General features: G+C 67.3%; 19 protein-coding genes and 1 tRNA gene. 10 read left to right on the top strand and 10 right to left on the bottom strand.

The window, feature by feature from the left end; translation table 11 throughout:
- Nucleotides 1-3: 3 nt before the first annotated feature.
- The gene (locus ACFO0G_RS18190) at nt 4-4542 is read right to left on the bottom strand and encodes an ExeM/NucH family extracellular endonuclease (protein ID WP_376979391.1); all 4539 of its coding nucleotides are present in this window, start codon (nt 4540-4542) and stop codon (nt 4-6) included.
- Nucleotides 4543-4989: 447 nt separating this feature from the next.
- A tRNA-Ser gene (locus tag ACFO0G_RS18185) sits at nt 4990-5077 on the bottom strand.
- A gap of 108 nt (nt 5078-5185) precedes the next feature.
- Here ACFO0G_RS18185 and ACFO0G_RS18180 point away from each other — a divergent pair.
- The 9 genes from ACFO0G_RS18180 to ACFO0G_RS18140 all read left to right on the top strand — a co-directional run bounded on the left by ACFO0G_RS18180 (nt 5186) and on the right by ACFO0G_RS18140 (nt 15253).
- The gene (locus tag ACFO0G_RS18180) at nt 5186-6169 is read left to right on the top strand and encodes an NAD(P)H-quinone oxidoreductase (protein ID WP_376979389.1); all 984 of its coding nucleotides are present in this window, start codon (nt 5186-5188) and stop codon (nt 6167-6169) included.
- A gap of 121 nt (nt 6170-6290) precedes the next feature.
- A complete protein-coding gene (locus tag ACFO0G_RS18175) occupies nt 6291-6896 on the top strand; it encodes a PadR family transcriptional regulator (protein WP_376979387.1) in 606 nt (201 codons plus the stop codon).
- Entirely contained in the window at nt 6893-7630 is a 738-nt protein-coding gene (locus ACFO0G_RS18170; RefSeq protein WP_376979385.1) for an ABC transporter ATP-binding protein, read from the top strand. Before ACFO0G_RS18175 ends, ACFO0G_RS18170 begins: the two co-directional genes overlap by 4 nt.
- The gene (locus tag ACFO0G_RS18165) at nt 7630-10485 is read left to right on the top strand and encodes an FtsX-like permease family protein (RefSeq protein ID WP_376979383.1); all 2856 of its coding nucleotides are present in this window, start codon (nt 7630-7632) and stop codon (nt 10483-10485) included. Before ACFO0G_RS18170 ends, ACFO0G_RS18165 begins: the two co-directional genes overlap by 1 nt.
- Before the next feature lie 139 nt (nt 10486-10624).
- Nucleotides 10625-12922, top strand: a complete 2298-nt coding sequence (locus ACFO0G_RS18160; protein WP_376979381.1) for a carbon starvation CstA family protein — start codon at nt 10625-10627, stop codon at nt 12920-12922.
- Entirely contained in the window at nt 12922-13125 is a 204-nt protein-coding gene (locus ACFO0G_RS18155; protein WP_286401805.1) for a YbdD/YjiX family protein, read from the top strand. Before ACFO0G_RS18160 ends, ACFO0G_RS18155 begins: the two co-directional genes overlap by 1 nt.
- Nucleotides 13126-13202: 77 nt before the next feature.
- Nucleotides 13203-13829, top strand: coding sequence for a bacterial proteasome activator family protein (locus tag ACFO0G_RS18150; protein WP_286401808.1), 627 nt, complete (start codon nt 13203-13205; stop codon nt 13827-13829).
- A gap of 7 nt (nt 13830-13836) precedes the next feature.
- Entirely contained in the window at nt 13837-14280 is a 444-nt protein-coding gene (locus tag ACFO0G_RS18145) for a hypothetical protein (protein ID WP_376979379.1), read from the top strand.
- A 127-nt stretch (nt 14281-14407) separates the two neighbouring features.
- Nucleotides 14408-15253: an aldo/keto reductase gene (locus ACFO0G_RS18140; RefSeq protein ID WP_376979377.1), complete on the top strand. Its 846-nt coding sequence runs from the start codon at nt 14408-14410 to the stop codon at nt 15251-15253.
- Nucleotides 15254-15405: 152 nt separating this feature from the next.
- Here the strand turns inward: ACFO0G_RS18140 and ACFO0G_RS18135 are convergent, their stop codons facing one another.
- From ACFO0G_RS18135 to ACFO0G_RS18125, 3 genes are all read right to left on the bottom strand, one after another.
- A complete protein-coding gene (locus ACFO0G_RS18135) occupies nt 15406-15591 on the bottom strand; it encodes a hypothetical protein (protein ID WP_376979375.1) in 186 nt (61 codons plus the stop codon).
- Nucleotides 15592-15693: 102 nt separating this feature from the next.
- Complete coding sequence (locus ACFO0G_RS18130) at nt 15694-16785, bottom strand: hypothetical protein (protein ID WP_376979373.1); 1092 nt, start codon at nt 16783-16785, stop codon at nt 15694-15696.
- Nucleotides 16786-16850: 65 nt separating this feature from the next.
- Nucleotides 16851-17834, bottom strand: a complete 984-nt coding sequence (locus tag ACFO0G_RS18125; protein ID WP_376979371.1) for a hypothetical protein — start codon at nt 17832-17834, stop codon at nt 16851-16853.
- Nucleotides 17835-17962: 128 nt separating this feature from the next.
- On the opposite strand from ACFO0G_RS18125, the gene ACFO0G_RS18120 reads away from it, so the two are divergent.
- A complete protein-coding gene (locus ACFO0G_RS18120) occupies nt 17963-19204 on the top strand; it encodes an NAD(P)/FAD-dependent oxidoreductase (RefSeq protein ID WP_376979369.1) in 1242 nt (413 codons plus the stop codon).
- Here ACFO0G_RS18120 and ACFO0G_RS18115 read toward each other — a convergent pair.
- From ACFO0G_RS18115 to ACFO0G_RS18095, 5 genes are all read right to left on the bottom strand, one after another.
- Nucleotides 19201-20055: an alpha/beta fold hydrolase gene (locus ACFO0G_RS18115; protein WP_376979367.1), complete on the bottom strand. Its 855-nt coding sequence runs from the start codon at nt 20053-20055 to the stop codon at nt 19201-19203. The genes ACFO0G_RS18120 and ACFO0G_RS18115 overlap by 4 nt on opposite strands.
- Nucleotides 20052-21488, bottom strand: coding sequence for a phenylacetate--CoA ligase family protein (locus ACFO0G_RS18110; RefSeq protein WP_376979365.1), 1437 nt, complete (start codon nt 21486-21488; stop codon nt 20052-20054). The genes ACFO0G_RS18115 and ACFO0G_RS18110 overlap by 4 nt, the downstream gene beginning before the upstream one ends.
- 61 nt (nt 21489-21549) lie before the next feature.
- The gene (locus tag ACFO0G_RS18105; RefSeq protein ID WP_376979363.1) at nt 21550-22188 is read right to left on the bottom strand and encodes a hypothetical protein; all 639 of its coding nucleotides are present in this window, start codon (nt 22186-22188) and stop codon (nt 21550-21552) included.
- 120 nt (nt 22189-22308) lie between these two features.
- Nucleotides 22309-23256 (bottom strand): polysaccharide deacetylase family protein, encoded by a 948-nt coding sequence (locus ACFO0G_RS18100; RefSeq protein ID WP_286401836.1) that lies wholly within the window; start codon nt 23254-23256, stop codon nt 22309-22311.
- Nucleotides 23257-23326: 70 nt separating this feature from the next.
- Nucleotides 23327-25411, bottom strand: coding sequence for an APC family permease (locus ACFO0G_RS18095; protein WP_376979361.1), 2085 nt, complete (start codon nt 25409-25411; stop codon nt 23327-23329).
- Between the last annotated feature and the right edge of the window lie 117 nt (nt 25412-25528).

Genomic DNA, 25528 nt, shown 5'->3' with positions numbered 1-25528 from the left:
GTTTTAGCCGCGTAGGCAGGCCCGGTACTCGGCCATGGCCTGGCCGTAGTTCGCCTGGCCCCTGACGTCGGCCGGGCGGGTGGGCTTGACCGGAGGGACGCAGACCGGCTGCGCCGGGGTGTCCGCGCCAACCAGTACGGCAACCTTCACCACGGTGCCGGACTCGACGGCGGTGAGCACCACGGTTGCGGTGCCCTCCGCAGCGCCGGCAGGGACCGCCAGGTTCACTGATGCAGCGCCGGAAGCCACCGGAACAGTGCCGAGCGGCGTCACCGTGCCGGCGGCGTCAGTGAGTGAGGCCTCCAGCACGGTGTTCACAGGGCTGCCCAGGGAGGTCAGGTCCAGCTTGGATACTGCCAGGGTGATGGGCTCTCCGGGCTTGACCCCGGCGGCCGTGGTGTTGGTGACAGCCACGGAACGGCGGGCGAAATCCGGGGAGAGGGGGCTGCTCTTCTGCAGGTAGCCGATCCAAGCGTCCCGGTCCACCAGCCCGGAATCCCGGGTGTTGGTGCCTTCAGTGAAGACCCGGAAGTTGTCCCCACCGGTTGCCAGGAAGCTGAATGTGCCCACCCGGTAGGACTTCGCCGGGTCCAGCAGCTCGCCGTTCACCCGGACCGAGGTGATCCGGTCACCGGCCGCACGGGCGGCGTCATAGGTGTAGTTCACGTTCTTTGACAGGCCCAGCTGCAGGTAGGCGCGGCTGGGGACCGTGCCGTCCGGGTTGGTCTGCCACTGCTGCTCCAGGAGTGTCTTGAACTGCGCACCGGTCAGGGACGTGGTCCACAGGTTGTTCACGAACGGGAGCACCGCGTTGGCCTCGGCGTAAGTGATGGTGCCGTCCGGCGCGTAGTACAGCTCGTTGCGCAGGCCACCGGCGTTCACAACGCCGATCTCCGCGCCGCCGAGGTCGGCGGATTTCAGCGAATCAAGCAGCGAGTCGGCCACCAGGTTGCCCAGGGTGGATTCGCTGCCGCGGTCATCGCGCTTGGCGGTGCCGGTGGCATCCGTGGTGAACGCGGTGGTGATGTCCTTGGTAACCGACCCGACGGGCTGGTTGCCAACGACGGCGGCATCTGCCAAGGCCTTCTTGACGATGGCGTCGACGGCGGCCACGCGCGGGTAGGCGGCAACCAGGTCCGCGGCAGGATCCGTGCTGCGCTTGACGTTCCCGGCCTTGTACGCGGCCACCTCCTTGGTGGCGGTGTCCACGGTCAGCTGGATCTGGCCCACATTTTCGCCGTAGTTGCCGGTCTGCACGATGGGCCGGGTCTTGCCTGCCACGCCGGGAACGGGGGCGTCCCAGGCGTATTCCTTGTGCGTGTGGCCGGTGAAGATGGCATCCACCTCGGGGGACGTCTCGGTGACCAGCCTGGCGAAAGGTCCGCCGGCTGCCACTTCCTGTTCAAGGGTGGCGCCTTCCACCACGCCGGAGCCGGCGCCGTCGTGATCCTCAACGATGATCACGTCGGCGAGCTTGTCCGCCGAGATCTTCGCGGCTGCCCGGTTGATCGCCTCGATGGGGTCGCCGAAGTCGAGGTCGCCGATGCCGGCCGGCGTCACCAGGGACGGAACTTCCTGGGTAACGGTGCCGATCACGGCCACCTTGATCCCGTTCATGTCCAGCACGGTGTACTCCGGCAGGACCGGTTCGGTGGTGCCCTTCTTGTAGACGTTGGCGCCCAGGTAGGGGAACTTGGCGTTGGTGCCGCCGGCAATGACGCGGTCGCGCAGGTCCGCCCAACCGCCGTCGAACTCGTGGTTGCCTACGGCCGATGCCTTCAGCTCCAGGGCGTTCAGCACGTCGATGGTGGGCTGGTCCTTGGCAACCGCGGAGGCGAACAGGGAGGCGCCGATGTTGTCGCCCGCGGACAGGAACGCCGTGGCACCGGGAGCAGCCGCAGCGCGCAGCTTCTCGATGGTGCCTGCCGCCTGCACGGTGTTGGTGTCGATCCGGCCGTGGAAATCGTTGATGTTCAGGAAGTTCAGGTCAACGCTGGCAGGTATGGAGGGGAGGTTCAGGCCCACCACCACGGGGTCGTGGTCGCTGGCGCGGAACTGGTCCGGGGCGTAGTAATTGGTGATGTTGCTGTTGTAGCGGCTGTACTCCAGGGCCACGGATTCAACGGAGTTGATGTTCCAGATGTCCGCACCGGATACCACCGCATTGGCGGCGGGCGAGGCCAGGATGTGGTCCAGGGAGCCCGCCAGGCCCCCGAACAGGTAGGAGTGCTTGGCCGAGCCGTCGGCGTTCTTCGCCTTGTCATCCTGGTTGACGTAGCCGGCCCCGGTCAGGACGTTGATGGGATCTTCCTTGCCGTACGAGTTGAAATCGCCGATCAGGAAGACCTTGTCCGTGCCCTTGGTGGCCTGCAGGGAGTTGGCAAAGTCCAGCAGGGACGTGGCCTGGGCCGTGCGGGCGAGGTTGGAGGCGCCCTGGCCCTTGTCCGCGTCATCCGGCGTTGCGGCCGAGCCCTTGGACTTGAAGTGGTTGGCGATGGCAATGAACTCGCTGCCGGCAGCGCCGCCCACGGGCTTGAACACCTGGGCCAGCGGTTTGCGGGCGCTGGCGAAGGCAACGGTGTCGTTGTGGATGATCGATTCACCGACAGGTTCTGCAGCGGCCTTCTTGTAGATGAACGCGGTGCGGATCATGTCCTCGTCGGCCAGTGGCGGAGCGTTGGCAGGCGTGCGGACGTAGTCCCAGATACCGGGCGTGGGAACGTTCAGAGCCTCGACCAGCTTGGCCAGGGCGTCGTCGCGGTCCTTGCCGAACTGCGCCGAGTTTTCGACCTCCATCAGGGTGACCACGTCGGCGCCGGACTTGCTGATGGCGGCAACGATCTTGTCCTGCTGGCGCTTCAAGTTCTCGGCAGTGGCCGCACCGCGGGCGTTGCAGCCGCCGCGGACGGTGATCGGGTTGCCGGCCCGGTCCTCGTAAAAGGTGCACCCGGACAGGGTGTCGCCCGTAGTGGGGAAGTAGTTCAGCACGTTGAAGGAGGCGATCTTCAGGTTGCCGCCCACAGCTGCGGGAGCCTCGGTGCGGGTGGCGCCGAAGCTGGCCGGCTGGACCGTGGACTTGTTGGCCTCGGTCAGGTGGGTCAGGGGCTGCAGCTTCCAGGAGTTGTTGGCGTAGCCGAGCACCACGTTGGTGGTGAAGCTGACAGGCGAGCCCACCCGCACGGGGTCCGTGGTGGTGAGGTACGGCAGGACCTCGGCCTTGGTGGTGGCGTCCTTGAGGAAGTTGGTGCTGGCACCGTCGTCCAGCTTGATGCCGCGTGCCGCGTTCTCCGCCGCGACGGCGGTGTACTCCGCCGAGCCGTACGGTGCCACGGCGGTGGGCTGCTCGAGCGGGGTGGTCCCGCCTGCGAGGCCGATCTCGCCGTACTGGTTCAGGCTGTAGTTGTCGCTCACCGTCAGGGGGCCCTGCGGCGCCAGCAGCATGCCTTCCAGCGACTCGCGGAAGGTTTCCGTGGCGGGGAGGGTGAAGATGGTGGGCTTGACCTCGGGTGCGGCGTCGGTCAGCTTGGTAAGGCCCGATGCCGCCGTGACGTTGAGCTGGGTCATCCCGTAGTACTCGGCCACGGTGCCGGTCACCTGGACGTAGTCGCCTGCCTGCACCGAACCCACCGTGGCAGGGGAGTAGACAAAGATGCCGTCGGATGCGGCATGGTTGGTGGCCGTGAGGTCGCCGCCGGTGCCCGGGGTCTGGATGTAGTAACCATTGAGGCCGCCGGTGGGGAACGCTGCAGTGACCTTGCCCTGGGTGGTGACGGCTGCGCCTGTCAACGGGCTTTCCGTCCCGGTGCCCTGGATTTCGGCGATGGTCCTGGCAACTGGGTCAGGGGCCGGCGTGGGGTCCGGCGCGGGAGCAGCACCGCCGGTGGACGTCGGCGTGATGGCGGCGCTGAGGGTGAAGTCTGCGGTGTTGTTGTTGCTGTCCGCGCCGGCGCTCCTGTTGAGGCTCTTCACATCGGTGTTCGAGGCGGGCGCCGCGGCGGCCTGGGTCTCAAAGGTGTTCGAGGTTCCGTAGCCCAGGAGGTCGGCTTCGCCTGCGGTTTCCACCACTGAGCCGGTGGGAAGTCCGACGGCGGTGGGCTGCTTGGCGAGCACGATGGTGCCGGAGGCGCCGGCGAAGTTCAGGGCGCTGGCCACGAGGTCGGGCTTGGGCAGGTCGGCGCCGTTGGCGCCGTTGCTGCCGCCCTGCACCAGGTAGTAGCCCTTGGCCGGGATGGATCCCGCGAGGGCGGCCACCCCGCTTGGCGCCGCCGTGCCGCTGCCGGAGCGGTACTGCACGGACCAGCCGTCAAGGGACACCGGAGCGTCGGAGGTGTTGTAAAGCTCCACAAATTTGTTCTTGTAGGCGGCGCCGCTGCTGCCGCCGCTCAGGTAGGCCTCGTTGATCACAACGGGGGAGGTGCCGGCCGCGGCTGAGACCTCCGCGGCTGTGTTGTCCGCAATCGCCGGCACAGCTGCCAGCGGGGCTGCGATAAGCCCCGCCGACAACGCTGTGCCCAGCGTCAACTTCCATGTTTTTTGATGCATCCGCTCTTACTTTCATTGAGGTGTCCCGGGTGGGTGGCCCGGGAGGGTGCGTCCGGTTGTACCGGTCGGACCAGGTGTGCAGTCCTGCTCCTGGTCAAGTGGGTGTCCGGCTCATGACAGCAGCACTGAATGAACGCAAGGTGGCTGGCGCGTGCATTCGGCGGGACGTTCCCCAGCGGAACGCCACGCCTTCCGGTACGGGCTTCCCCAACCCGTACCGGAAATGCTGTTGGCGGGAGTGACGATGCCGGCAAACACGCAGGTGTGCCGGCAATCACAAACGATACCGGCGGGTAGCCTTCCGGCCGGGCTTTGGCAGGGGTTAGTCCAAAGAATTTACGTCCCGGCAACAGGGATCATCCGCAGTCGCGCCCGCTGGCGCCGAAGCAGTGGGGTTAAAGGCAAAAACCCCTGGCGGCCGTTTCCGGCTGCCAGGGGTTCCCTTTGCGGAAGGTAAGAGATTCGAACTCTTGGTACGGGGTTACCGCACACTGGTTTTCAAGACCAGCTCCTTCGGCCGCTCGGACAACCTTCCTCAGCTAGTAGTGTTTCATAGGCACTTGCCTGCAACAAAACAGGCCGGGGAAGGTGCCCGGTGCACACTGGTTGCAGCCAGGATTTGAGTCAGGAACGGGAGAGGTCCATGAAAGCCGTCTACATTTCGGAGCCGGGCGGCCCGGAGGTGCTGGAAGTCCGGGACGTGGATGCCCCCGTGCCCGGCCAGGGTGAAGTGCTGATTGATGTGGTGGCGGCCGGCCTCAACCGCGCCGATGTGCAGCAGCGCCGCGGGTTCTACCCGCCGCCGCCCGGCGCCTCCGAAGTTCCCGGGCTGGAAATTTCCGGCAGGATCGCCGGCTTCGGCCCCGGCGTCAGCAAGCCGTTCTCGCTGGGGGACAAGGTGGTGGCCCTGCTGGCCGGCGGTGGCTATGCGCAACAGGTGGCCGTTCCGGCCGAGCAGGTGCTGCGCGTGCCTGAGGGGGTGGACCTGGTCACGGCGGCAGCCCTCCCTGAGGTGGCCGCCACGGTTTACTCCAACCTGATCATGACGGCGCAGCTGCAGCCGGGCGAAACGGTCCTCATCCACGGTGCCACCGGCGGGATCGGCACCATGGCCATCCAGCTGGCCAAGGCGTTCGGTGCCAAGGTGGCCACGACGGCCGGCACCGAGGAAAAGGTCAGCACTGCCAAAGCGTTCCTCGGGGCGGACATTGCCATCAATTACAAAGAGGAAGACTTCCCGGAGAGCCTTCGGCGGCAGAATGACGGCAAGGGCGCGGACGTCATCCTGGATGTGGTGGGGGCCAAGTACCTCCAGCAGAATGTGGATGCCCTGGCGGACTATGGCCGCCTGGTGGTGATCGGCCTGCAGGGCGGGGCCAAGGGCGAGTTGGACCTGGGGCTGCTGCTGAAGAAGCGGGCTGCCGTGGTGGCTACAGCCCTGCGGCCGCGTCCGGTGGCGGAAAAGGGCGCCATCATGACCGCCGTCCGTGACGCCGTGTGGCCGCTGGTGGCCGATGGAAGGATCCGCCCGCTCGTTGCCAAAACCTTCCCGCTGGACCAGGTCAGTGCGGCCCACCGCTACTTTGACAGCGGCGACCACGTGGGCAAAGTCCTGCTGGTCATGTAGCAACTCCTGTTGCATACCCGGTATTGCGCCCGGAAGTCTTGGGCGTTACGCTGACCATACGCGGTATGCACGGGTCTTGGGGGCCTGTGCATACCGACAATGACCAGCCCGGGGGAGCACCATGTCGATACGCCACAGCCTCCTCGCCCTGCTGCAGGACCAGCCGCGTTACGGCTACCAGCTTCGGGTCGAGTTCGAGAACCGCACCGGAGCCACCTGGCCCCTGAACATCGGACAGGTGTACACCACCCTGGACCGGCTGGAACGCGATGCCCTGGTGGCCAAGGAAGGCGACGACGGCGAAGGGCACGTGGTGTACAGCATCACCCCCGCCGGAAAAGCGGAGGTGCGCAGCTGGTTCGCGGCTCCGGTGGAGCGGAACAACCCGCCGCGGAATGAGCTGGCCATCAAGCTCGCCCTCGCCGTCACGCTGCCCGGCGTGGACGTGCAGGCGATCATCCAGGCCCAGCGGGTGGCATCCATCCGGGCCCTTCAGGACTACACCAAGGCGCGCCGTGACACCGCGGCCAACCAGAGGGCCGGCGACACCGCCTGGCTCCTGGTCCTGGATTCGCTGATTTTCCAGACCGAGGCGGAGGTCCGCTGGCTGGACCTGTGCGAGGCCAGGATGGTCCAGCAGGCCCAGGCCGCTGCCACGGGTGCCCCGCGGAAGACGTCCAACGGGGCCACGGAAGACGCCCCGCTCAACGCGGACAGCCGCCGGTGAGCGTCCAGGGGCCGCAGCAGGTCCTTGAGCTCGCCAAGGTTGGCAGGACCTTCGGGGAAGGCGCGACGGCGGTCGCGGCACTCCGCGACGTTGACCTCACCATCTCCGCGGGGGAGTTCGTCGCGGTCATGGGCCCGTCGGGCTCCGGCAAGTCCTCCCTGCTGGCCCTTGCCGGCGGACTGGACCGGCCGACGTCGGGCGCTGTCTTCGTCGAGTCCACGCCCCTGGCCGGGCTGGGCCTGAATGACCTTGCCCGCCTGCGCCGCCGGGCCGTCGGCTACGTGTTCCAGGACTTCAACCTCGTCCCCACGCTGACCGCCGCGGAAAACGTGGCGCTGCCCCTGGAGCTGGACGGAACATCGGCCCGGAAGGCGCACCGCCAGGCCGCCGATGCGCTCCGGCAAGTGGGCATCCCTGAACTCGCGGACCGGTTCATGGACCAGATGTCCGGCGGCCAGCAGCAGCGCGTGGCCATTGCCCGCGCCATCGTGGGCCAGCGGCGGCTGATCCTGGCCGACGAACCCACCGGCGCGCTCGATTCGACCACGGGCCAGGGAGTCATGGAGGTCCTGCGGTCCCGCGCCGACGCCGGTGCCGCCGTCATGCTCGTAACGCACGAGGCCAGGCACGCGGCCTGGGCGGACCGGGTGGTCTTCCTGCGCGATGGACGCATCATTGACCAGGCGGCAGCCATGCACGACCCCACGATGCTCCTCACGCAGGCCGGACTCTGATGCCGCTTGACCTCGCTCCCGCGCCCCAGGGCCGCCGGAGCGGCCGCCGGGTTGCCTTGCGGCTGGCCCGCCGCGACATCGCCCGCCATAAGGGACGCTCGCTCCTGATCGTCCTGCTGATCATGCTGCCGGTGGCGGGCATGACCGGCGCCGCCACGCTCTACCAGAGCTCCCAGCGCACGCCCGGGGAGATTGTCCGGTACGAGCTGGGCAACACCCAGGCGCGGTTCAGTGTGTTGCCGGTTCCCAGCGCGGACTCCCTGCAGGACCCGCTTAATGACGGTGCGGTCGCTTCCAGCTCCGGCCGCTACGACCCGGACTTCCAGCGGACAAACCCTGCCGACGCCATCCCGGCGGGCTACGAGGTCCTTCCGCAGCGGACGCTTACGCTAACCACCGGTGTGGGCGCGGCCCTTGTTTCCCTGCAGGGCCGCGAGGTTGACGCGCTCAATCCGGCTTTTGAGGGCAAGTACAGCCTGCTGGCCGGCCGCGCACCGCACGACGGGACGGAGGTGCTGGTTTCGCCGGGGCTGATGGCGCGGTTCCACCTCGCCTTCGGCCAGGAATTTACGACGTCGGCAGGAACCTTTGTCCCGGTGGGTACCATCCGTGACGCTTCCGCCGCGGACAGCAACAGCATCCTGTACCTCAAGGCCGGCCAGGCGCCCGCGGAACTTGCGCCGGGCCCCTTGACCCGCCAGTCCGTGTCCTACTACCTGGTGGGCCCGGAACCGGTCACCTGGCAACAGATCAAAGAGGCCAACAGCGAAGGCGTAGGCGTGCTCTCCCGCAGTGTAGTGCTGGACCCGCCGCCCGCCGGCCAGCGCACTGTTCCTGGTTTCCGGCTACACGACAACACCCCGGTGCTGGTGAGCGTCTATGCCACTTTCGGCCTGGTCGGCGCGCTCGCACTGCTCGAAGTGGGCCTGCTGGCCGGTGCCGCCTTCGCCGTCGGCGCCAAGCGCCAGGTACGTGAGCTGGCACTGCTGGCCTCCTCCGGAGCGGATACTTCCACAATCGGAGCCGTCGTCACTGCCGGTGGACTGTGGCTTGGCAGCGTGGCCGTGGCCGCCGGCGCCGCAGTGGGGCTGGGGGCCGCTGCCGTCGTCGTCCACGTGGTCCGTTCCACCGGTTCCGCCCGGCTGGCAGGCCTGCACCCGGACCTCCTCCTGACCGCCCTGGCCATGGCCATGGGCTTGGGCGCCTGCGTGCTGGCCGCGTTGGTCCCGGCGCGCCAGGTGTCCAGGCAGGCAGTGCTGGGTGCGCTCAAATCCGGACGGGCGCCAGCGACCACGGGGCGCCGCACCACCTTGGCCGGCGTCATCGCGCTGGCATTTGCCGCTGGTCTGCTGGCGGCGGGCTGGCTTCTGGGCAGTTCCACCGCCGACCCGGACAGGCAGGCAGAGCAACTGCCGGTGGTGGTCACGATGCTGATTGCGGGGGCGGTCATGGGGGTCGCCGGCCTGGTGCTGCTGACCGGCTGGCTGATCCTCCGTCTGACGTCCCGGACACAATGGCTCTCCCTCTCCCTCCGGATGGCCGTGCGGGACTCAGCGAGGAACCGCGGCCGGAGTGTCCCCGCGGTGGCCGCCGTCCTCGCCGCCGCCACCCTGGCAAGCGCCGCCCTGGTGCTGTCAGCCAGCCAGCAGGCCGGGCTGCGGGACTCGCATTACTGGGGCGCCCTGGAAAACCAGGCGTACCTGCCCCTTACGGTGGACCAGCCACTCGCTGCCGATGGCAGCAGGCGGCCGCCGCTGCGGGTGGATGCGACCGCGCTCTCGTCCGCGCTGGCGGAGGCGCTGGGCACTGTCGAATCGACCCAACTCATCACGGCTCCTGAAGGCCTGCGCAGCTGCCCGGAAGGACCGGCCGATCCAGGGCTCCCGGCACGGACGGACACCTCTAATTGCCTGGTTTTTTCACTGGCCACACCACAGGCCAACGAGTGTCCCAAGACGCCGCAGGGAAGGCTCGTAGACCGGGCGGACTGGCGGTGCCGCGGATCCATGGTCAATGAACAGCCGTCCGACCGGGCCATCCTGGTGGGCGGCGGGGAGGAGATCCGGGCAGCGCTGGGCCGGGACGCATCCCCGGAGGCGCTCGCGGTGCTGAAGGCCGGCGGGATGGTGGTGACCAACCAGGTCTTCGTCCATGACGGAAAGGCCGTGCTGCAGGCCAAGGATGTGCGGACCCAGGGGCCGGCGCCCTCAGGACCCGGCACTGTCCCTTCAGTGGTCAGCAACACCACTTTGGCCGCAGCGGTCCTCGAACCGGCCGTCGCGGTCCCCTACTACGGCGTCGTCTCACCCGAAACAGCCCGGCGCCTTGACCTGCGCGCGGCACCCACCGGCGTGCTGGTGCAGTTGGCGAAGTACCCGGCGGCGGCTGAAGCGGATGCAGCCTCCGCTGCAGCCGCTGCCGTCTACGGGCAGCCCGGCATGCCCTTCCAGCCGGAACCGGGCATCTCCCAGGGCAGCCAGTGGATGGGCTGGTCCATCGTGGCCGCCGCCGCGTTCATCACCTTCAGCGCAGCCGGCATCACCACAGGGCTGTCCCTTGCCGACGCCCGCACGGACCATGCCACCCTTGCCGGAGTCGGCGCGTCACCCCGGCTGCGCAGGGCACTGGCAGGTTCCCAGGCCCTGTTCACCAGCGGCGTCGGAGCCCTGCTGGGGGCGCTGGCGGGAGCAGTGCCCGCACTGCTGCTGGTCCTGTCCACCGATATGCGGACCGCGGTGGAGGTTCCCTGGCTGCACCTGCTGGCCCTCGTGGTTGCCGTTCCGTTCGCCGGCGCATCGCTTGCGTGGGCCTGCACGCGCTCCGGCCTGCCGCTGTCCCGGCGCGGCCTGGCCTAGCAGGAAGCCCCCTCGTTCGTCGCCGGGTCGGTGCCGTTCACCGCACAGGCCGGCGCCGCGCCGCCGTCGGGCGTCTCCGCCGGGCTACCCGTTGGTAGGGTGCCCGTAGCAGAAGTGGGATAACTCTCAAGGAGGAGACATGGCCGGAGTGCCTGACCAACGGAAGAACGGATCCCGGGCGGAGGGCGGACTGGCCACAGACCCGGATCTTCCCCCGGCCGCCGTGGATGAGGCCCGGCTCGAGGCCGAGGACCGGAAATGGACGCCGGCAAAGATCGCACTCTGGGCCGCCATCGCCCTGCTGGGCGGCGTCGCGTGGTTCATGCTGGCGATCGTCCGCGGTGAAACCGTCAATGCCATCTGGTTCGTCTTCGCCTCCGTGTGCACGTACCTCATCGGCTACCGCTTCTACTCGAAGGTGATCGAGCGGTACATCACCAAACCTGACGACCGCCGCGCCACCCCGGCCGAGTACAAGGCCGACGGCAAGGACTACGTCCGCACGGACCGCAACGTGCTGTTCGGCCACCACTTCGCCGCCATCGCCGGCGCCGGCCCGCTGGTGGGCCCGGTCATCGCAGCCCAGATGGGCTACCTTCCCGGCACCATCTGGATCATCGTCGGCGTCGTCCTCGCCGGCGCCGTCCAGGATTACCTGGTGATGTTCTTCTCCATGCGCCGCGGCGGCCGCTCCCTGGGCCAGATGGCCCGCGAGGAACTCGGCGTCATCGGCGGCACCGCGGCCCTCATTGCCACCCTGCTCATCATGGTGATCATCGTGGCTATCCTGGCGCTCGTCGTCGTCAACGCCCTGGGTGAAAGCCCGTGGGGCGTGTTCTCCGTAGGCATGACCATCCCCATCGCCCTGTTCATGGGCGTCTACCTTCGCTACCTGCGCCCCGGCAAGGTCATGGAGGTCTCCATCATCGGCTTCGTCCTGCTGATGGCCGCCATCATCGGCGGCGGCCTCGTGGCGCAGACCGAATGGGGCGCAGCCGTGTTCCACCTGGACAAGGTGACCATCGCCTGGGGCCTGATCATTTACGGTTTCATCGCCGCCATCCTGCCGGTGTGGCTGCTGCTCGCCCCGCGCGACTACCTCTCCACCTTCATGAAGATCGGCGTGATAGTGATGCTGGCGCTGGCCATCATCGTGGTCCGGCCCGAAGTCACCGTCCCGGCCTTCAGCGAGTTCGCCGGCCGGGAGAACGGGCCTGTCTTCTCCGGGGCCCTGTTCCCCTTCCTGTTCGTCACCATCGCCTGTGGCGCCCTGTCCGGGTTCCACGCCCTGATCTCCTCCGGCACCACCCCCAAGTTGGTGGAAAAGGAACGGCAGACCCGGTACATCGGCTACGGCGGCATGCTGATGGAGTCATTCGTGGCCATCATGGCCCTGGTCGCCGCCATCTCGATCGACCGTGGCCTCTACTTCGCCATGAACGCCCCCACTGCCCTGACCGGCGGAACCGTCGAAACCGCGGCCACTTGGGTCAACAGCCTGGGCCTGGCCGGGGTCAACATCAGCCCCGACCTGCTGGCAGAGACGGCCCGGAACGTCGGCGAGCAGAGCATCGTGTCCCGTACCGGCGGCGCCCCCACGCTCGCCGTGGGCCTGGCCCACATCATGCACCAGTTCGTCGGCGGTACGGCGCTGATGGGCTTCTGGTACCACTTCGCCATCATGTTCGAGGCACTCTTCATCCTCACCGCCGTGGACGCCGGCACCCGCGTTGCCCGGTTCATGCTGCAGGACTCGATCGGCAACTTTATCCCGAAGTTCAAGGAAGCCTCCTGGCGGCCCGGTGCCTGGCTCTGCACCGCCATCATGGTCCTTGCCTGGGGCGCCGTGCTGCTGATGGGCGTTACCGATCCGCTGGGCGGCATCAACACCCTGTTCCCGCTCTTCGGCATCGCCAACCAGCTGCTGGCCGCCATCGCACTGGCCGTGTGCCTGGCCATCGTCGCCAAGCGGGGTACCTTCAAATACCTGTGGATCGTGGCCCTTCCGCTGGCGTTCGCCGCGGTGGTGACCATCACGGCCAGCTACCAGAAGATCTTCTCGCCCGTCCCGGCGGTGGGATATTTCGCGAACAACGCTGCCTTCAGCAAGGCGCTGGCGGACGGCAAGACCGAGTTCGGCACCGCCAAGAGCGTGGCCGCCATGGAAGCTGTAGTCCGCAACACCGCCATCCAGGGCTGGTTGTCCGTGATCTTCGTGGTGCTCAGCATCATCGTGATTGCGACGGCGGTACTCGCCACGGTCAAGGCCTTCCGTGACAGGGCGGCCGGGACAGCCACCACGGACAACGAGGACCCGTTCGTGCCGTCGCGCGTCTTCGCCCCTGCGGGGCTGGTTCCCACCACCGCCGAACGTGAACTGGCGGCCGAGTGGGAGAAAGTGCCCGCCGACGCCCGGCTGGAACGGGCCGGGCACTGATGAGCAGCGGCATCGCCCTGGTGGCCAGCGGGTTCCGCGGGTTCGCCCGCTACCTGGGCGGCGTGATGGGCGCTGACGCCTACGCCAAGTACCTGGAACACCACAGGGCCGCAGGGCACCAGGAGGCACCCCTGACCGAGCGGGAGTTCTGGCGGGACCGGACGGACCGCCAGGACAGCAACCCGCAGGGCAGGTGCTGCTGATTGTGCCGGCAGCGGACAAGCCCGCCAGGAGGCTTCCTGGCGGGCCCCGGGCGGATAGGCCATGAGAGTATGAACGCATGAGCGATCCCAAAGACACTCAGGCAGCTGAGGACCTCCCGGTAGAAGGCACCCCCGTTGACGACGCACAGGAATCCGTGCAGGATCCGTCCGCCGGGGACGGCAAGCCCCGGGGCAGCAGCCTGCAGGACCTGGTGGACGAGCCGGCCAAGGTGATGCGGATCGGCACCATGATCCGCCAGCTCCTTGAAGAGGTGAAGTCTGCGCCGCTGGACGACGCTGCACGTGGCCGGCTCGCTGCCATCCACGAACGCTCCATCAAGGAGCTCGAGGACGGCCTGGCGCCGGAGCTCGTGGCGGAACTGGACAGGATCAGCCTGCCGTTCTCCGACGAAGCCACGCCCTCGGACGCCGAACTCCGGATCGCCCAGGCCCAGCTGGTCGGCTGGCTCGAGGGCCTCTTCCACGGTATCCAGACCGCCATCGCGGCCCAGCACGCCGCCCAGCAGCAGGCCGCCGCGCAGATGCAGCTGCGCCAGCTGCCGCCCGGCACCATGATCGCGCCCGGCGTCGTGATTGGTGAGAACGGCGAGCCCCAGCGGGCACCGGCGGGCGCCCGCCCTGGAGCTCCGTCCCCGGCCAGCGGGCGTGACGAACCGGACCACGGTCCCGGCCAGTACCTGTAGGTTCCGCTTGGGCTTTTTCAGCGCCGCCCGGCAAGGGCGCAAGGATGATGCGGAACTGGGCAAGGGGTTGTGGCGCCGCGCCCACGACCGCTTCCACCGCGGACTGGACCGCTTCCACCAGGTGCTCGAGGGCGTGGAAGACGACCAGCTGTACGCCGAACTGGTGGAGATCGCCAACGAACTCGCCGCGCTCCTGCAGCGGGTCCGGGTGGTGTGCATGGAGGCGCAGCGCCGTGCGCCCAGTGAGGGCCTGGACATACCCGCCGCCCTCGCGGACGTGCACCGGTCACTGTCCAAGGCCGGAAACTCGCTGGCCACCACGGCCGAAGCTGCAGCGATGCTTCGGCTCGCCGTCGGCCCCGTGCCCGTAGGAGCAGCGTCCGTGCGGCGCCGTGCCGAGGCCGTCTTCCAGCAGGTTGAGGACGCCGAGAGGCAGCTTCGCGGGGAATAGCCAGCGGACGGCGTTTGGCAGCTGAGTGAAATATTCCCGATTTGCTTGGGAATTTTGGGGTTACGCGACTGGCTGACAAGGCGCGGATCGAGCGCATTCCCGGGCCCTGTTTTGGCAGGATGAAAGCATGACTCCTTCACCTACCTTGACTTTCAACGACGGAAACACGATTCCCCAGCTCGGCTACGGTGTGTGGCAGGTTGAGGACGACGTGGCTGAAAAGGTTGTCCGCCAGGCCTTCGAAGCCGGCTTCCGCCACATCGATACGGCCAAGATCTATGGCAACGAGGCCGGCGTGGGCCGCGCCATCGCCGGTTCCGGCCTCTCCCCGGAGCAGATCTTCATCACCACCAAGCTGTGGAACGCAGACCAGGGCTACGAGTCAACCCTCGCCGCCTTCGAGGAGTCCATGGACCGGCTTGGCCTGGAGACGCTGGACCTCTACCTGATCCACTGGATGCAGCCCAAGCAGGACAAGTACGTTGACACCTGGAAGGCGCTGATCGAGCTTCAGAAGCGCGGCCGGGTCAAGTCCATCGGCGTATCCAACTTCACCGTCGAGGGCCTGCAGCGCATCATCGACGAGACGGGCGTGGTCCCGGCAATCCACCAGATCGAACTGCACCCCTACTTCAACCAGGGTGAACTGCGTGAGTTCGGAGCCTCCAAGGGCATCCTCACCCAGGCATGGTCTCCGCTGGGCCAGGGCGGCGAGTTGCTGAAGGACCCCACCATCGCGTCCATCGCCGACAAGCACCAGGCCACCCCCGCGCAGGTGGTCATCGCGTGGCACCTGGCGATCGGCAACGTGGTTATTCCCAAGTCCGTGACCGAGTCACGCATCAAGGAGAACTTCGCAGCCCTTGAGGTGTCCCTGGACGCCGAGGATGTTGAGGCCATCAACAAGCTGGACCGCACCGCCAGCGGCGAAGGCCGCATCGGAGCCGATCCCGCGGTCTCCGACTTCGCCTAACCCGCGACGCGGGGAGCCGGGCCCACCGTGGCCTGCAGGCTCCCGTCAAACAACGTCAGCCCGCGCTGCCGGCAAATGCCTGGCAGCGCGGGCTGACGCCTTTAACCACTGGCAGCGACGCGGCTTTCCCGGGCACCGTTTTGGTGGGACTCCTAGGCAGCGACCTGGATATGCTCCACCACGACGGCGTCCACCACGGCCCAGTTGTCCTGGCCGTGGCAGTGCCGGCAGGCGAAGCGCTCAGCCTCTGCGAGCGTCTCGAAGACCTCTGACTGGGCCCGGCCACAGTCGGCGTCGAAGTACGTGACGTGAAATTCCTGTACAGCTTGGTTTTCCATGAATCCAGTGTGCAACCGGGGTCTGACATTCTGAGGAACCGTCCTCCGCGTGTTGTGGATGGAGGCCGGTCCCGCTGCAGATTCGACGCCCCTGACGGGCCCCTATCCGGTCCCTGGATCTCCGTCGGCGCCGGTCCCGGCCCGAACCTTCAACATGAGAGCCGCCAGTGCCAGCATTCCCAGCCCGGTCCAGACGAGCGTTCCGCTCCAGATCTCGGGGGAGAAGCTCAGGGAGCCGTCCCGGAGCGCCGCGCCGGCGAAATAGGGTGCCCAAAAAACGACTGGGGAGAGGCCTGCCACAGCCATGAGCCTGCCGGGACGGTCCGGCGCCGGCCGCACCACCGCCCACACCGCTCCCACCAGGACCGCGCCGGCAAGGGCCACCGGCACCAGCCAGGCGTCCCGCAGCGCCACCATGACCTGGAGGGCTGCCGAAGGGACAAGGGTCATTGCCGCGGGGATCACGGCGTGCAGGCGCCACCGCAGCGACAGCAACAGGACGGGAACAAAGAGCACCACCGTCGAGACCAGGAAAGTCGCTAGGGAGATCATGATGCCGGCCGACGTGGGGGCCGTCACCGCGGGCGGCGTCCCCGCAGCGGTGGTGTAGGTCTGGACGAGCCCGTGGCGGGCAAAGACGGCGAATTCCTGGAGGATGAACGCAGCGACCATCCCGGCGAGCGTGGCGCTGACGAACGCCGGCACCAGCCGGGGCCACGGGCGCACCGGTGACTGCCATGCTGCCGAGAACGGCGCACCGAGGATAAGGAATCCGCCCGTGGCAAGTCCAAGATGGGACGGGCTGAACAGCGCGCTGATGTTCTGCTCAATGCCCAGCACCGAATGCCACGCGAAGTCTCCCATCCCCGAGGCCAGGAAGATGGCGACGCCGGCCGCCGCAGCCCCGTAGCCCGCGGGCACGGCTTCAACCCACCGCGTGCCGGTGACGTGCCGGCGCCACGTCAGGGAGGCGATCCAGATGGCACAGGCAGCGAAGCCCGAGTACAGGACGGCGTGCCATGGCGTGAAGAACGTCTCGAGGTTGCGGAGGTTGTTGTGGGCCCAGCCATCAACATAGGTTCCAATGAGGAGCCAGACGCCGGCCGCGAGGGTGATGGCGTCCTCGAGGGCTGTGGTGGGGCGGTGTACTGCTGCCGGCGGAATGGCAAAGGCATGGGCTGCTGCGGCATCCATAGCTCCAGAGTAGGTCCCGCGAACGGCCTGCGGGAGAGGGAGCGGCCATGGGCTTTTTCCGCGCCTCAGTCACTGCCCAGCCGGAGCACCCGTTCCTGTGCCAGCACAGCGGTCCGGCTGGCCTTGTCCGCCGCCCGCGCCGCCTGCTTTGCTTCCGCGGACGTCGCCGCAAGGCGCTTGCGGGATCGCTCCAGGCGGTCTTCGGCGGCTTTAAGCCGGCTGCGCAGCTCAACCGTTTCCTGCTGCAGTTCCGCGATTTCCGTCCTGGCCTGCTCCTCCTGGTCCTGCAGTTCGCCGGCCAGGCGTGCCGCCTCATCTTCGGCGGACTGGGCTTCGGCCAGGGCCGCTTTGGCCTTTTCCAGCGCCGGTGGCGAGGCTGGCCGTGGGGTCTGCCGCACTGCCTCGAGCCGTGGCCTGGTGGGCTTTGGCTGGGAGGCGGGTTCCGGCGTCGTCCGTTTTTTCGCTGCTGCTGCGGCCTGTGCCTTCTGTGCAGAGGGGGGAGTGCTCACGGGGCGGCTGGACGGAGCCGCGGGAAGCAGCCCGGGGAGGGCCACCGCCCCCTCCAGGTCGACGTCGTTGACGCCGTCGGCGGACAGGACCTTCAGCAGCCGGCCACTGCCGACGGCGTTGGCCGCACCCCGGTCCGCCGTCAGGGCCCGGAGGGTCTCCTCCACGTCCGAGGCCATCACGTCACTGAGCGAACGGCCCTGTTCCCGGGCAACAGAGCGGGCAATGTCGACGGCGTCAGCCAGCATGGTGCGCCGCTCCCGGCCCAGTTCCCGGAGGGCAGGAGCATCCAGCGACTCCTGCGCGGCCTGCATGCGCGTCCCGAGATCGGCGAGACCGTCCAACACGTCCGGCCGGTGCCGAGCAAGCATGTTCAGGGCCCACGCGGCTACGGACGGCTTGGGCAGGCCGCGGACCGCTGCAGCCAGGCCTTTGTCCTGGCGGGCAACCTCCTGGGCGGCGGCCGCCCGGGCCGCGACGAAGCCGTCCAGCGTCCCGGCATAGAGCCTGTCCGCGATGTCCGCCAGGGCTTCGTCTTCCATGCCGCCATCTTAGGTGCCGGGAGGGCAGGGTTTTGAAGGTTGCCCGCCCGGCCCGGGACAAGATGTCCGCCATAACGCAGCGGCCGGGCACCCTGTTACTCGCCCGCCGGGAGGGGTATGTTGCACGAATGGACGATTCATATCAGGTCATCGTGGTTGGCGGCGGTTTTGCCGGAAAGACGGCGGCTGAGGAGTTAGGCCGCAAGGGCGTCCGGGTGTTGCTGCTCGATGCCAACAATTACCAGCAGTTCCAGCCGCTCCTCTACCAGGTGGCTGCATCCCAGATTGGCGTCTCGGCAGTCACCCGGCCGCTTCGGTCCGAGTTCCGCAGGATCAACAATGTCCGTGTCCTGACGGCGGAGGTGACCGCCATCGACGCGGCCAGCCGCACCGTCACCACCGCGGACGGCGCCAATTACCGGTCGCGGGCCCTGGTCATTGCCACTGGCGCGGTGCCCAACTTCTTCAATACGCCGGGCGCTGATGAGCACGCCTACCCGCTGTACTCGGTGGCGGACGCAACGCGGCTCAGCGCCGCGATAACAGCGGTGATGGACGAGGCTGACCGGGAACCCTCGGCAGACGCCGACGTGATCGTGGTGGGCGGTGGCCCAACCGGGGTGGAGACCGCCGGCGCACTTGCGGAAAACGTCAAGTACCTTGTGCCGAAGTACTTCTCGCCGGGGCTGGCCGCCCGGTGCCACGTGCACCTGGTGGACATGGTTCCCAACGTGCTGGCTGCTTTTTCTGAAAAGTCCCAGGCGTACGCGCGGGACCGGCTGACCAAGCTGGGTGTTCAGCTGCACATGGGCACCGCGGTGGGTGAAGTCCGGCCGGACGGGGTTACCCTCAAGGACGGGACGGTCATCCCTGCACGCATCGTCGTATGGGCCGGCGGACTGCAGGCCGGCCGGATCATTACGGAGTCCGGCCTGAAGCAGGGCAGGGGCGGCCGGGTGGACGTACAGCCTGACCTGACAGCCCCCGACCTCGAAGGTGTCTACGTCCTGGGTGATTCGGCCAACATCACCGATGCCGACGGAAACAAGCTCCCGCAGCTTGGGTCCGTGGCACAGCAATCGGGCAAGTGGGCGGCCCGCAACATCTACGCAGACCTTACCGGCGGTGTCCGGGAGCCCTTCCGCTACTGGGACAAGGGCTACATGGCCATGGTGGGACGCGGCGCAGCCGTAGCGGAACTGGGCCGCCGGCGACTGCAACTGCAGGGCCCGCTGGCGTTCGTTTCGTGGCTGGCGGTGCACCTTGCCCTGCTGCCCGGCTTCCAGCAGAAAGTCCGGGCCTTGTTCTCCTGGGCCAATGGCTACGTGACCCACAGCCCGGCACAGGTGGTGGTGGGCAGGCCGGACTAGCCGTCAAAATCCCGGATGTGCCAGGTAAACCAGCCCGGATTGCTGAACAGGGCCGTGTGGCCGCCGGTGATGGTGCGCACTACGGCGTCGGGGTAGGCCGCCCGCAGTTCAGCCTGCCGGTCGGCTGAAAAAGCTTCGTCGCCAGCGGACTGCAGGATCAGCACACGCCCCTTCCACGGTGCGAGCCACCCGGGGGAGGGGGTGTAGTGCGCCATGAAGTCGATCATGTTGGCCACCCCGGCGGTGTGCTGGAGGTTGCTTATCTGCTGAAGTTCCTCCTCCAACCGGCGGTCCCAGAATTCCCGGCTTTCAGGCACAGCGCTGGACCAGCGCCGCCACAGCCGCCGGGTGAACGACTGCTTGGCGCGCAAGGGCAGGCGTGCGAACACCGCGGCGAAGACGCGCATGGTGGTCAGGCCGAAGATGTGCCTGGTGCCGGTCTCCGCCAGCACCAGGTTCCGCACCCGGCTTGGAGCCTCCTTGGCAAAGACCTGGGCCACATAGCCGCCGTAGGACCACCCGCACACCGTGGCGCTCCCAACCCCTGCATAGTCGAGCAGCGCCGTCAGGCCGGCCACCACCAAGGGCAACGGATGGACTGCTGGGTAGGCGGGGGCAAGGATGCGGTGGTCCCGGGCGAGGTCCTCGATGAGCTGAAAATAGTTGTCCGGGCGGTAGGTTCCACCCGGGAGCATCAGCAGCACCGGCCCCTGCCCGCCGGTATCCAGGTAGTTCCATGCCGCCGGCCCCAACTGCACGGAACGGATGGGGAACCTGGCCTGGAAGCGCTCGAACCGCACCTGCAGTTCCTGGCTTCCCACGCTGCCCGCGGCGTCTCCTGCGCTTGTCACGGTGACGGGAATTCCTGGGTGTTGGTGGGCGGCAGCGGAATGACCGTGCGGAACTTCCCGCCCGCCGACTGCTCGGGAGGTTCTGCGTCAGCCTCCACCGCGATGTGGGCCAAGCCGAGTCCGGTGAGCAGTGCTGCCAGCCCTTCCACTACCGACCTTCGCACCTGATCCGGGTCCGTGCCCGGTTCGGGAAGCAGCCGCACCGATAGCCGGGCGGGAGCCGACTGGACTATCTGGAACAGTTCCACTCCCGGTGTCCTGTCGATAACGGTGCCCAGGGCCAGCGGGGGCACTGCGATACGGCCCTGGCGGTCGGCGGCGGGGAAGGTAAGCACGTCAGAGGCGCGGCCTTCCACCTTCAAGGCCGGGGCCGGGTTGCCGCACTCGCACGCGTCGGGCTTCACCAGCACCCGGTCACCTACGTCGTAGCGGAGGATGGGCTGGACCCGGTTTGCCAGGTTAGTCATAAGTACCGTGTGTGAGACCACTCCTGGTGGAACAGGGCGGTGGTCGGCATCGACAGGTTCCAGGATTACCCAGTCCTCAAGAAGGTGCAGCCAGCCCTCTTCGCAGCTGGCCGCTGCGTAGCTGGACTCGGTGCACCCGTAAACCTCCCGCACGGGGGCCGAGAAAGCCCGTTGGATGCGCTCAGGCTCTCCCGGCGGAAGGCCCTCGGCCGTGCTGACCACCAGAGTGGGGTGCAGGCGCAGCCGCCCGCTTTCCTGCTCAGTTGCCAGCAGGCGAAGGATGCTCGCGTAGCCTCCCAGCAAAACCGGCCGCACCAGGTTAAGGCCGGCCACCAGCTCCGGCAGTGGCCGATGGACGGAAAAGATCCTCAGCCGGCGGTGGCGCCGCGGCTTTTCCCGCCGCTCCCGGGTCCCGGCGGCTACAGAAAGGAAGTGGCCGCCGGTTGCGACAACCGTTGCAAAGCGGCCGCCGCGGACCATCAGCCGCACCAGCTGGGCCGGCGACAGCCAGCCTGCGCTTAGCTGGGCCATCATGCCTGACGTCACCGCCCAGTAGCGGTCATCCAGCACGAACAAGCCACGGGTTCCCGTGGTGCCGGCCGTGGTGGCCACCAGGTACTCGCCGGCGAACCGCTCCCCAATCCGGGCCGGATCCGCCACGAATGCCTCCACGCCCGCGCGTGTGACCGCCGGATCCGTGAGGGTGTCATCGAACCGGGCCATCATTTGCCGCTTGTCCGTTACGGGCAATACCGCGGGGTCGTCGACCCGTCCCGGCAGCGCCTGGTAAAGCTCCCGGTAAAACGGCGAGTGTTCGCGTGCAAAGGCCACCTGATCGGCCAGCCGCTCCCGCTGGCGGGCGCGGACCGCTTCCGGACCCCGCCGGTGCACCCGGAAGGCGTCCCACCAAACCCGCAGCGCATCACCACGCCGGTCGCGGAGCACGGCTCCCCGAGGTAAAACCATGAGTCGATATTAGAAGTGGATATTGCCCGCAGGAAGAGGCTGGTGGGCCAAGCCGCCGTCGTTAGTTCTTGTCGAAACCCACCAGGCGGCCCGCTTCGGTCCACCCGGACTCCTCGAAGTGGCCGGCAGCATCCGGCTCAACAACCATGTGCAGGTACTCCGCGCCGTGGAGGAAAGCCTCCTCGGCCATGGCTGCGAACAATCCGCGCTCGAACATCTCCTTCTCCGGACCCTCGGGAACTTCCGTGATGGCCACGGTGGCGAAGTCGTCCCGCACCTGGACACGTCCCCGGGCCACCGGGCGGTCAAAGACCGTTATTTCGACGGCGTCGTAGGTCTCCATGGGGGCCAAGGCCACTTGGGAGTTCTCAGGCAGCTCCACATCCGTGTTCAATTCGGCCGTGGGTGCCATGAGCAGAACCCTCTCGGACGCCCGGGTGAGGCCGCCTGGGGCCAAACCATCAGCACTGCCGGCGTCAGCGCAAAGCAGGGTCAGGCGGCCCCCTTCGCCAGCTGCCTTGGCGGCGAACTCCTCCGCGTCCTGGCCCGGCCAGAGTGCAACGTACTCCTGACCTTCTACCACCTGTCCGGGTTCGCCCCCGACAACGAATCCTGCATCGGCTGCCTCGGCAGTGCGTCCCAGAAGATCCGCCCAGGCAGGGACCCACCCGATTGCGGGCGTGTTGTGCTGTTCCGGCATGGGAATTCCTAACGTCTGGCTGCGGCTGGACCGCGGTCCAGCCGCGCGGTGGTGGGCAGGGCTTCCCTGTCAACGTATCGGATCAGCAGGCAGGCCGCCACCGGCATCGGGCATGAGCTCTCAGGGTAGGTGGGTGAAGGACATTCCGGCTGCCAGCAGCTTGTCCAACGCCTGTTTTACGCCTTCGGCCGTTCCGCCGTTGGGGTGGTTGCCGTGGCAGATCACCACGTCGCCCGCCCGGGCCTTTCCCACTTCTTTGGCTACGACGGCGGAGGGAAACGTTGCGCCGCCGTCGCCATTGATGCTGAAGCCGGCCGCTTTCACACCCAATGTACCGAGGATGTCCATAGCGACGTCGTCCATGTACGCGGTGCCCGGGCGGAAGTATCTGGGACGCTTGCCCGTCAGGCCGGCAAGGAGACCGTCATTCGGCATGATTTCGTCGTAGACCTCGCCGGCGTTCTTTGTGCCCGGGATTCCATAGGCGGAGTTGCCGGTGGTGGACAGCGGCTTATGCGACGTGCCGTGGTTGGCAACTTCGAAAAGCGGATCGGCTGCCAACTGCCGGGCCATGGCGGGGTTGGCCGTGATCCACCTCGAGTTAAGGAAGAGGGTGGCGGGCACGTGGCGCTGGCGCAGGGTGTCCAGAAGGGCCTGGTCGTAGCCGTTGCCGCCGGAGCCGCCGCAAAAGTCGAAGGTGAGAGCGATGCCTTGTTGGCCGGGCGGCAGCCGCGTCAGCACGCCTGGAGCCTCCAGGCCCCAATAGCGGGCCTGGTGCTTACCGTAGGTTTCGACGATCTGCGGGCGTGAGGGGACAGGCGTCGGCGTTGGCGTGGCCGGTGCAGGCTCGTCACCGTCCGGGCCTGTGTGTATCACTGGAGGGGAAAGATCGCCGGGCGGGGCTATATCGGGCGCCGCGCTTTCGCTCTGCGTTCCGGCCGCCTGCTTCGGATGCGGCTGCAGGTCCGGGACGGCGGACGACAAGGTGAGCACTGCTGCCAGCAGGACGGCCCTCCGGCCGGGGCCCTTGCCGTCCTGGCCAAGGTGACGGGGCGCGTTCGGTTCCACTGCTACGACCCCTGCCAGGACGCAGCGGTGCAGGCTGCAGCGCGCGGAACAGCGGCCTGGATGCGGGGAGTCATGACGGGAGGATACCTTGCCGGACTTGCCGTTTCCTGAACCCCGCCGCCCAACGGGGCGTCGGTCGTAACAAAGGGCGGTAGGAGGGTGCAGTGCACCGGTATCCGACGTGGATGCCGGGACGGCGCCGGGGATCGGGTTCGTTTCGGCGGATGATTTCGCGTACCACAGGGGGAGTGTCGCCCTGGCCGAGGAGCAGGTACCGCATCAGGTGCGCCAGCGGGTTTCCTTCGGACCACTCGAAGTAGCCCTGCGGAATGACACCGGTGGCGTCCCGCAGTGCCAGCAGGATGGCTGCGATGGCATTCGGCGGGGCGGGACTCTGTACACGCAGAACGCGGTGGTCACCCACCTCGACGCCCCTGACAACCAGTACCTTGCTGAAGCCCGAGGGATCGGTGACATCGATTTCAAGGAAGATCACGTCGGCGGTCCAGGGAGTTGGGTTGCTGTCCTGCTGGTCGGCCGATTTCCGGTCATACTCGGCGACGTCACGCGCCTGCGGTTTGTTGGCTATCAGGGTCAGGCGCCCGTCGTAGTCCAGGGAGTCCTTGATGAAGCGGCGTGCAGTTGCATCGAATTCGATACTGTCCACGCGGAGTTCGGTGGTCCTGCTGACCCTTGATACGAGTGACACGGTGATGATGCCGAGGATGAAGAAGGCGGAGATGGTGATGCCGTCCGGCTTCTCGATTACGTTGGCGCCCAGTGCATAGAGCATCACCAGCGTCAGCAGGGTGAAGCCTGTTACGGCTCCGGCGTGTTTCCGCTGGATGGCCGAGATCAGCACAGCTATGGCTGCGGACACCATCATCACCAGGATTCCTGTTGCGTACGCACCGGCCTGGGCGTTTACATCCGCCCGGAATCCTACTGTGATGTGGATGCTGACCGTGGTGTAGACCAGCACCACCGGCCTGACAGCACGGGTCCATTCAGGCGCCATGCCATATGACGGCAGATAGCGCGGGACGATGTTGATGAGCCCGGCCATTGCCGACGCCCCGGCGAACCAGAGGATAAGGATGCTGCTGATGTCATATGCGGATCCGAACACGCTGCCCAAGCGTTCGTGGGCGAGGTATGCGAGGGCACGGCCATTGGCTGCCCCGCCCGGCTGGAATGCTTCGGCGGGGATGAGGACAGTGGTCACGAAACTGCTGCCGATGAGGTAGACGCTCATGATCAGCGCCGCAGTGGTGAGCAGCTTGCGTGTATTTCGGATGCGCCCATTTAGCCTGTCTTCGCCAGTGGCGCCCCGGGATGCGATCAATGGCATCATGCTGACGCCCGTTTCGAATCCCGACAGTCCCAGGACCAGTAGGGGGAAGGCCAGGAGTGACGGGCCTGCGATGCCGCCCAGACCTGTTCCCTGGGCCGTCAGTGACCCGCTCCATGAATTCAACGGTCCCGGATCGGCGAAGATATCGGCGATGCCTGAACCGATGACCACGGCATTCAGCAGCAGGAAGACCCCCACCAGGGGTATTGCGACCGCTACGGCCTCCGAGAACCCGAGCAGGAACACCCCGCCCAGGATGACCAGCAGGAGGACGGTAATGGGTACCGCCTGTCCTTTGAGGAAGGACGGGAGGAAGGGGTTTTCGAGCAGGTGGACCGTGGCGTCCGCCGCAGAGAGCGTAATGGTGATGATCCAGGATGTAGCTACAAACCCGAGCAGTACCAGGACGAAGACCTTGCCGCGCCAGAAGGGCAGGAGCTTTTCAAGCATGGCCACTGAGCCTTGGCCGTGGGGGCTTTCAGCGGCCACCCTGCGATACATGGGCAGCATGCCGAAAAGCGTCAGGGCGACAATGAGCAGTGTGGCCAGCGGAGACAACGCGCCGGCAGCAAGGGCGGCGATTCCCGGCAAATAGGACAGTGTGGAGAAGTAGTCGACGCCGGTGAGGCACATGACCTTCCACCAGCGTTGTTGTCCGTCTTCGTGTTCCGGGGCTTCGAAGCCTTCCGGTTGCTGGACGCGGTTTTCAAGCAACCAACGGATCAAAGGGCTCCGTGGCGCCGCGTCCTGCGAAGGGCGGGGAACGCTTTCCGGTATGGAGTGCTGGATAGAAGCAGTCACGGGTTTCTCCCCTCTGCTGGTCCCGACACGGGCCTCACTCCAGGGCTGGGGAAGCCGACGCCCGTAAGCCGCGAGGTTAACACCGCCGCGGTGCCGCGAATGGTTTGGCGGGAGTAT

The sequence above is a fragment of the Arthrobacter sedimenti genome (assembly GCF_042652025.1).
Classification (GTDB): domain Bacteria; phylum Actinomycetota; class Actinomycetes; order Actinomycetales; family Micrococcaceae; genus Arthrobacter; species Arthrobacter sedimenti.
This window is presented reverse-complemented; position numbering and strand designations above follow the sequence as displayed.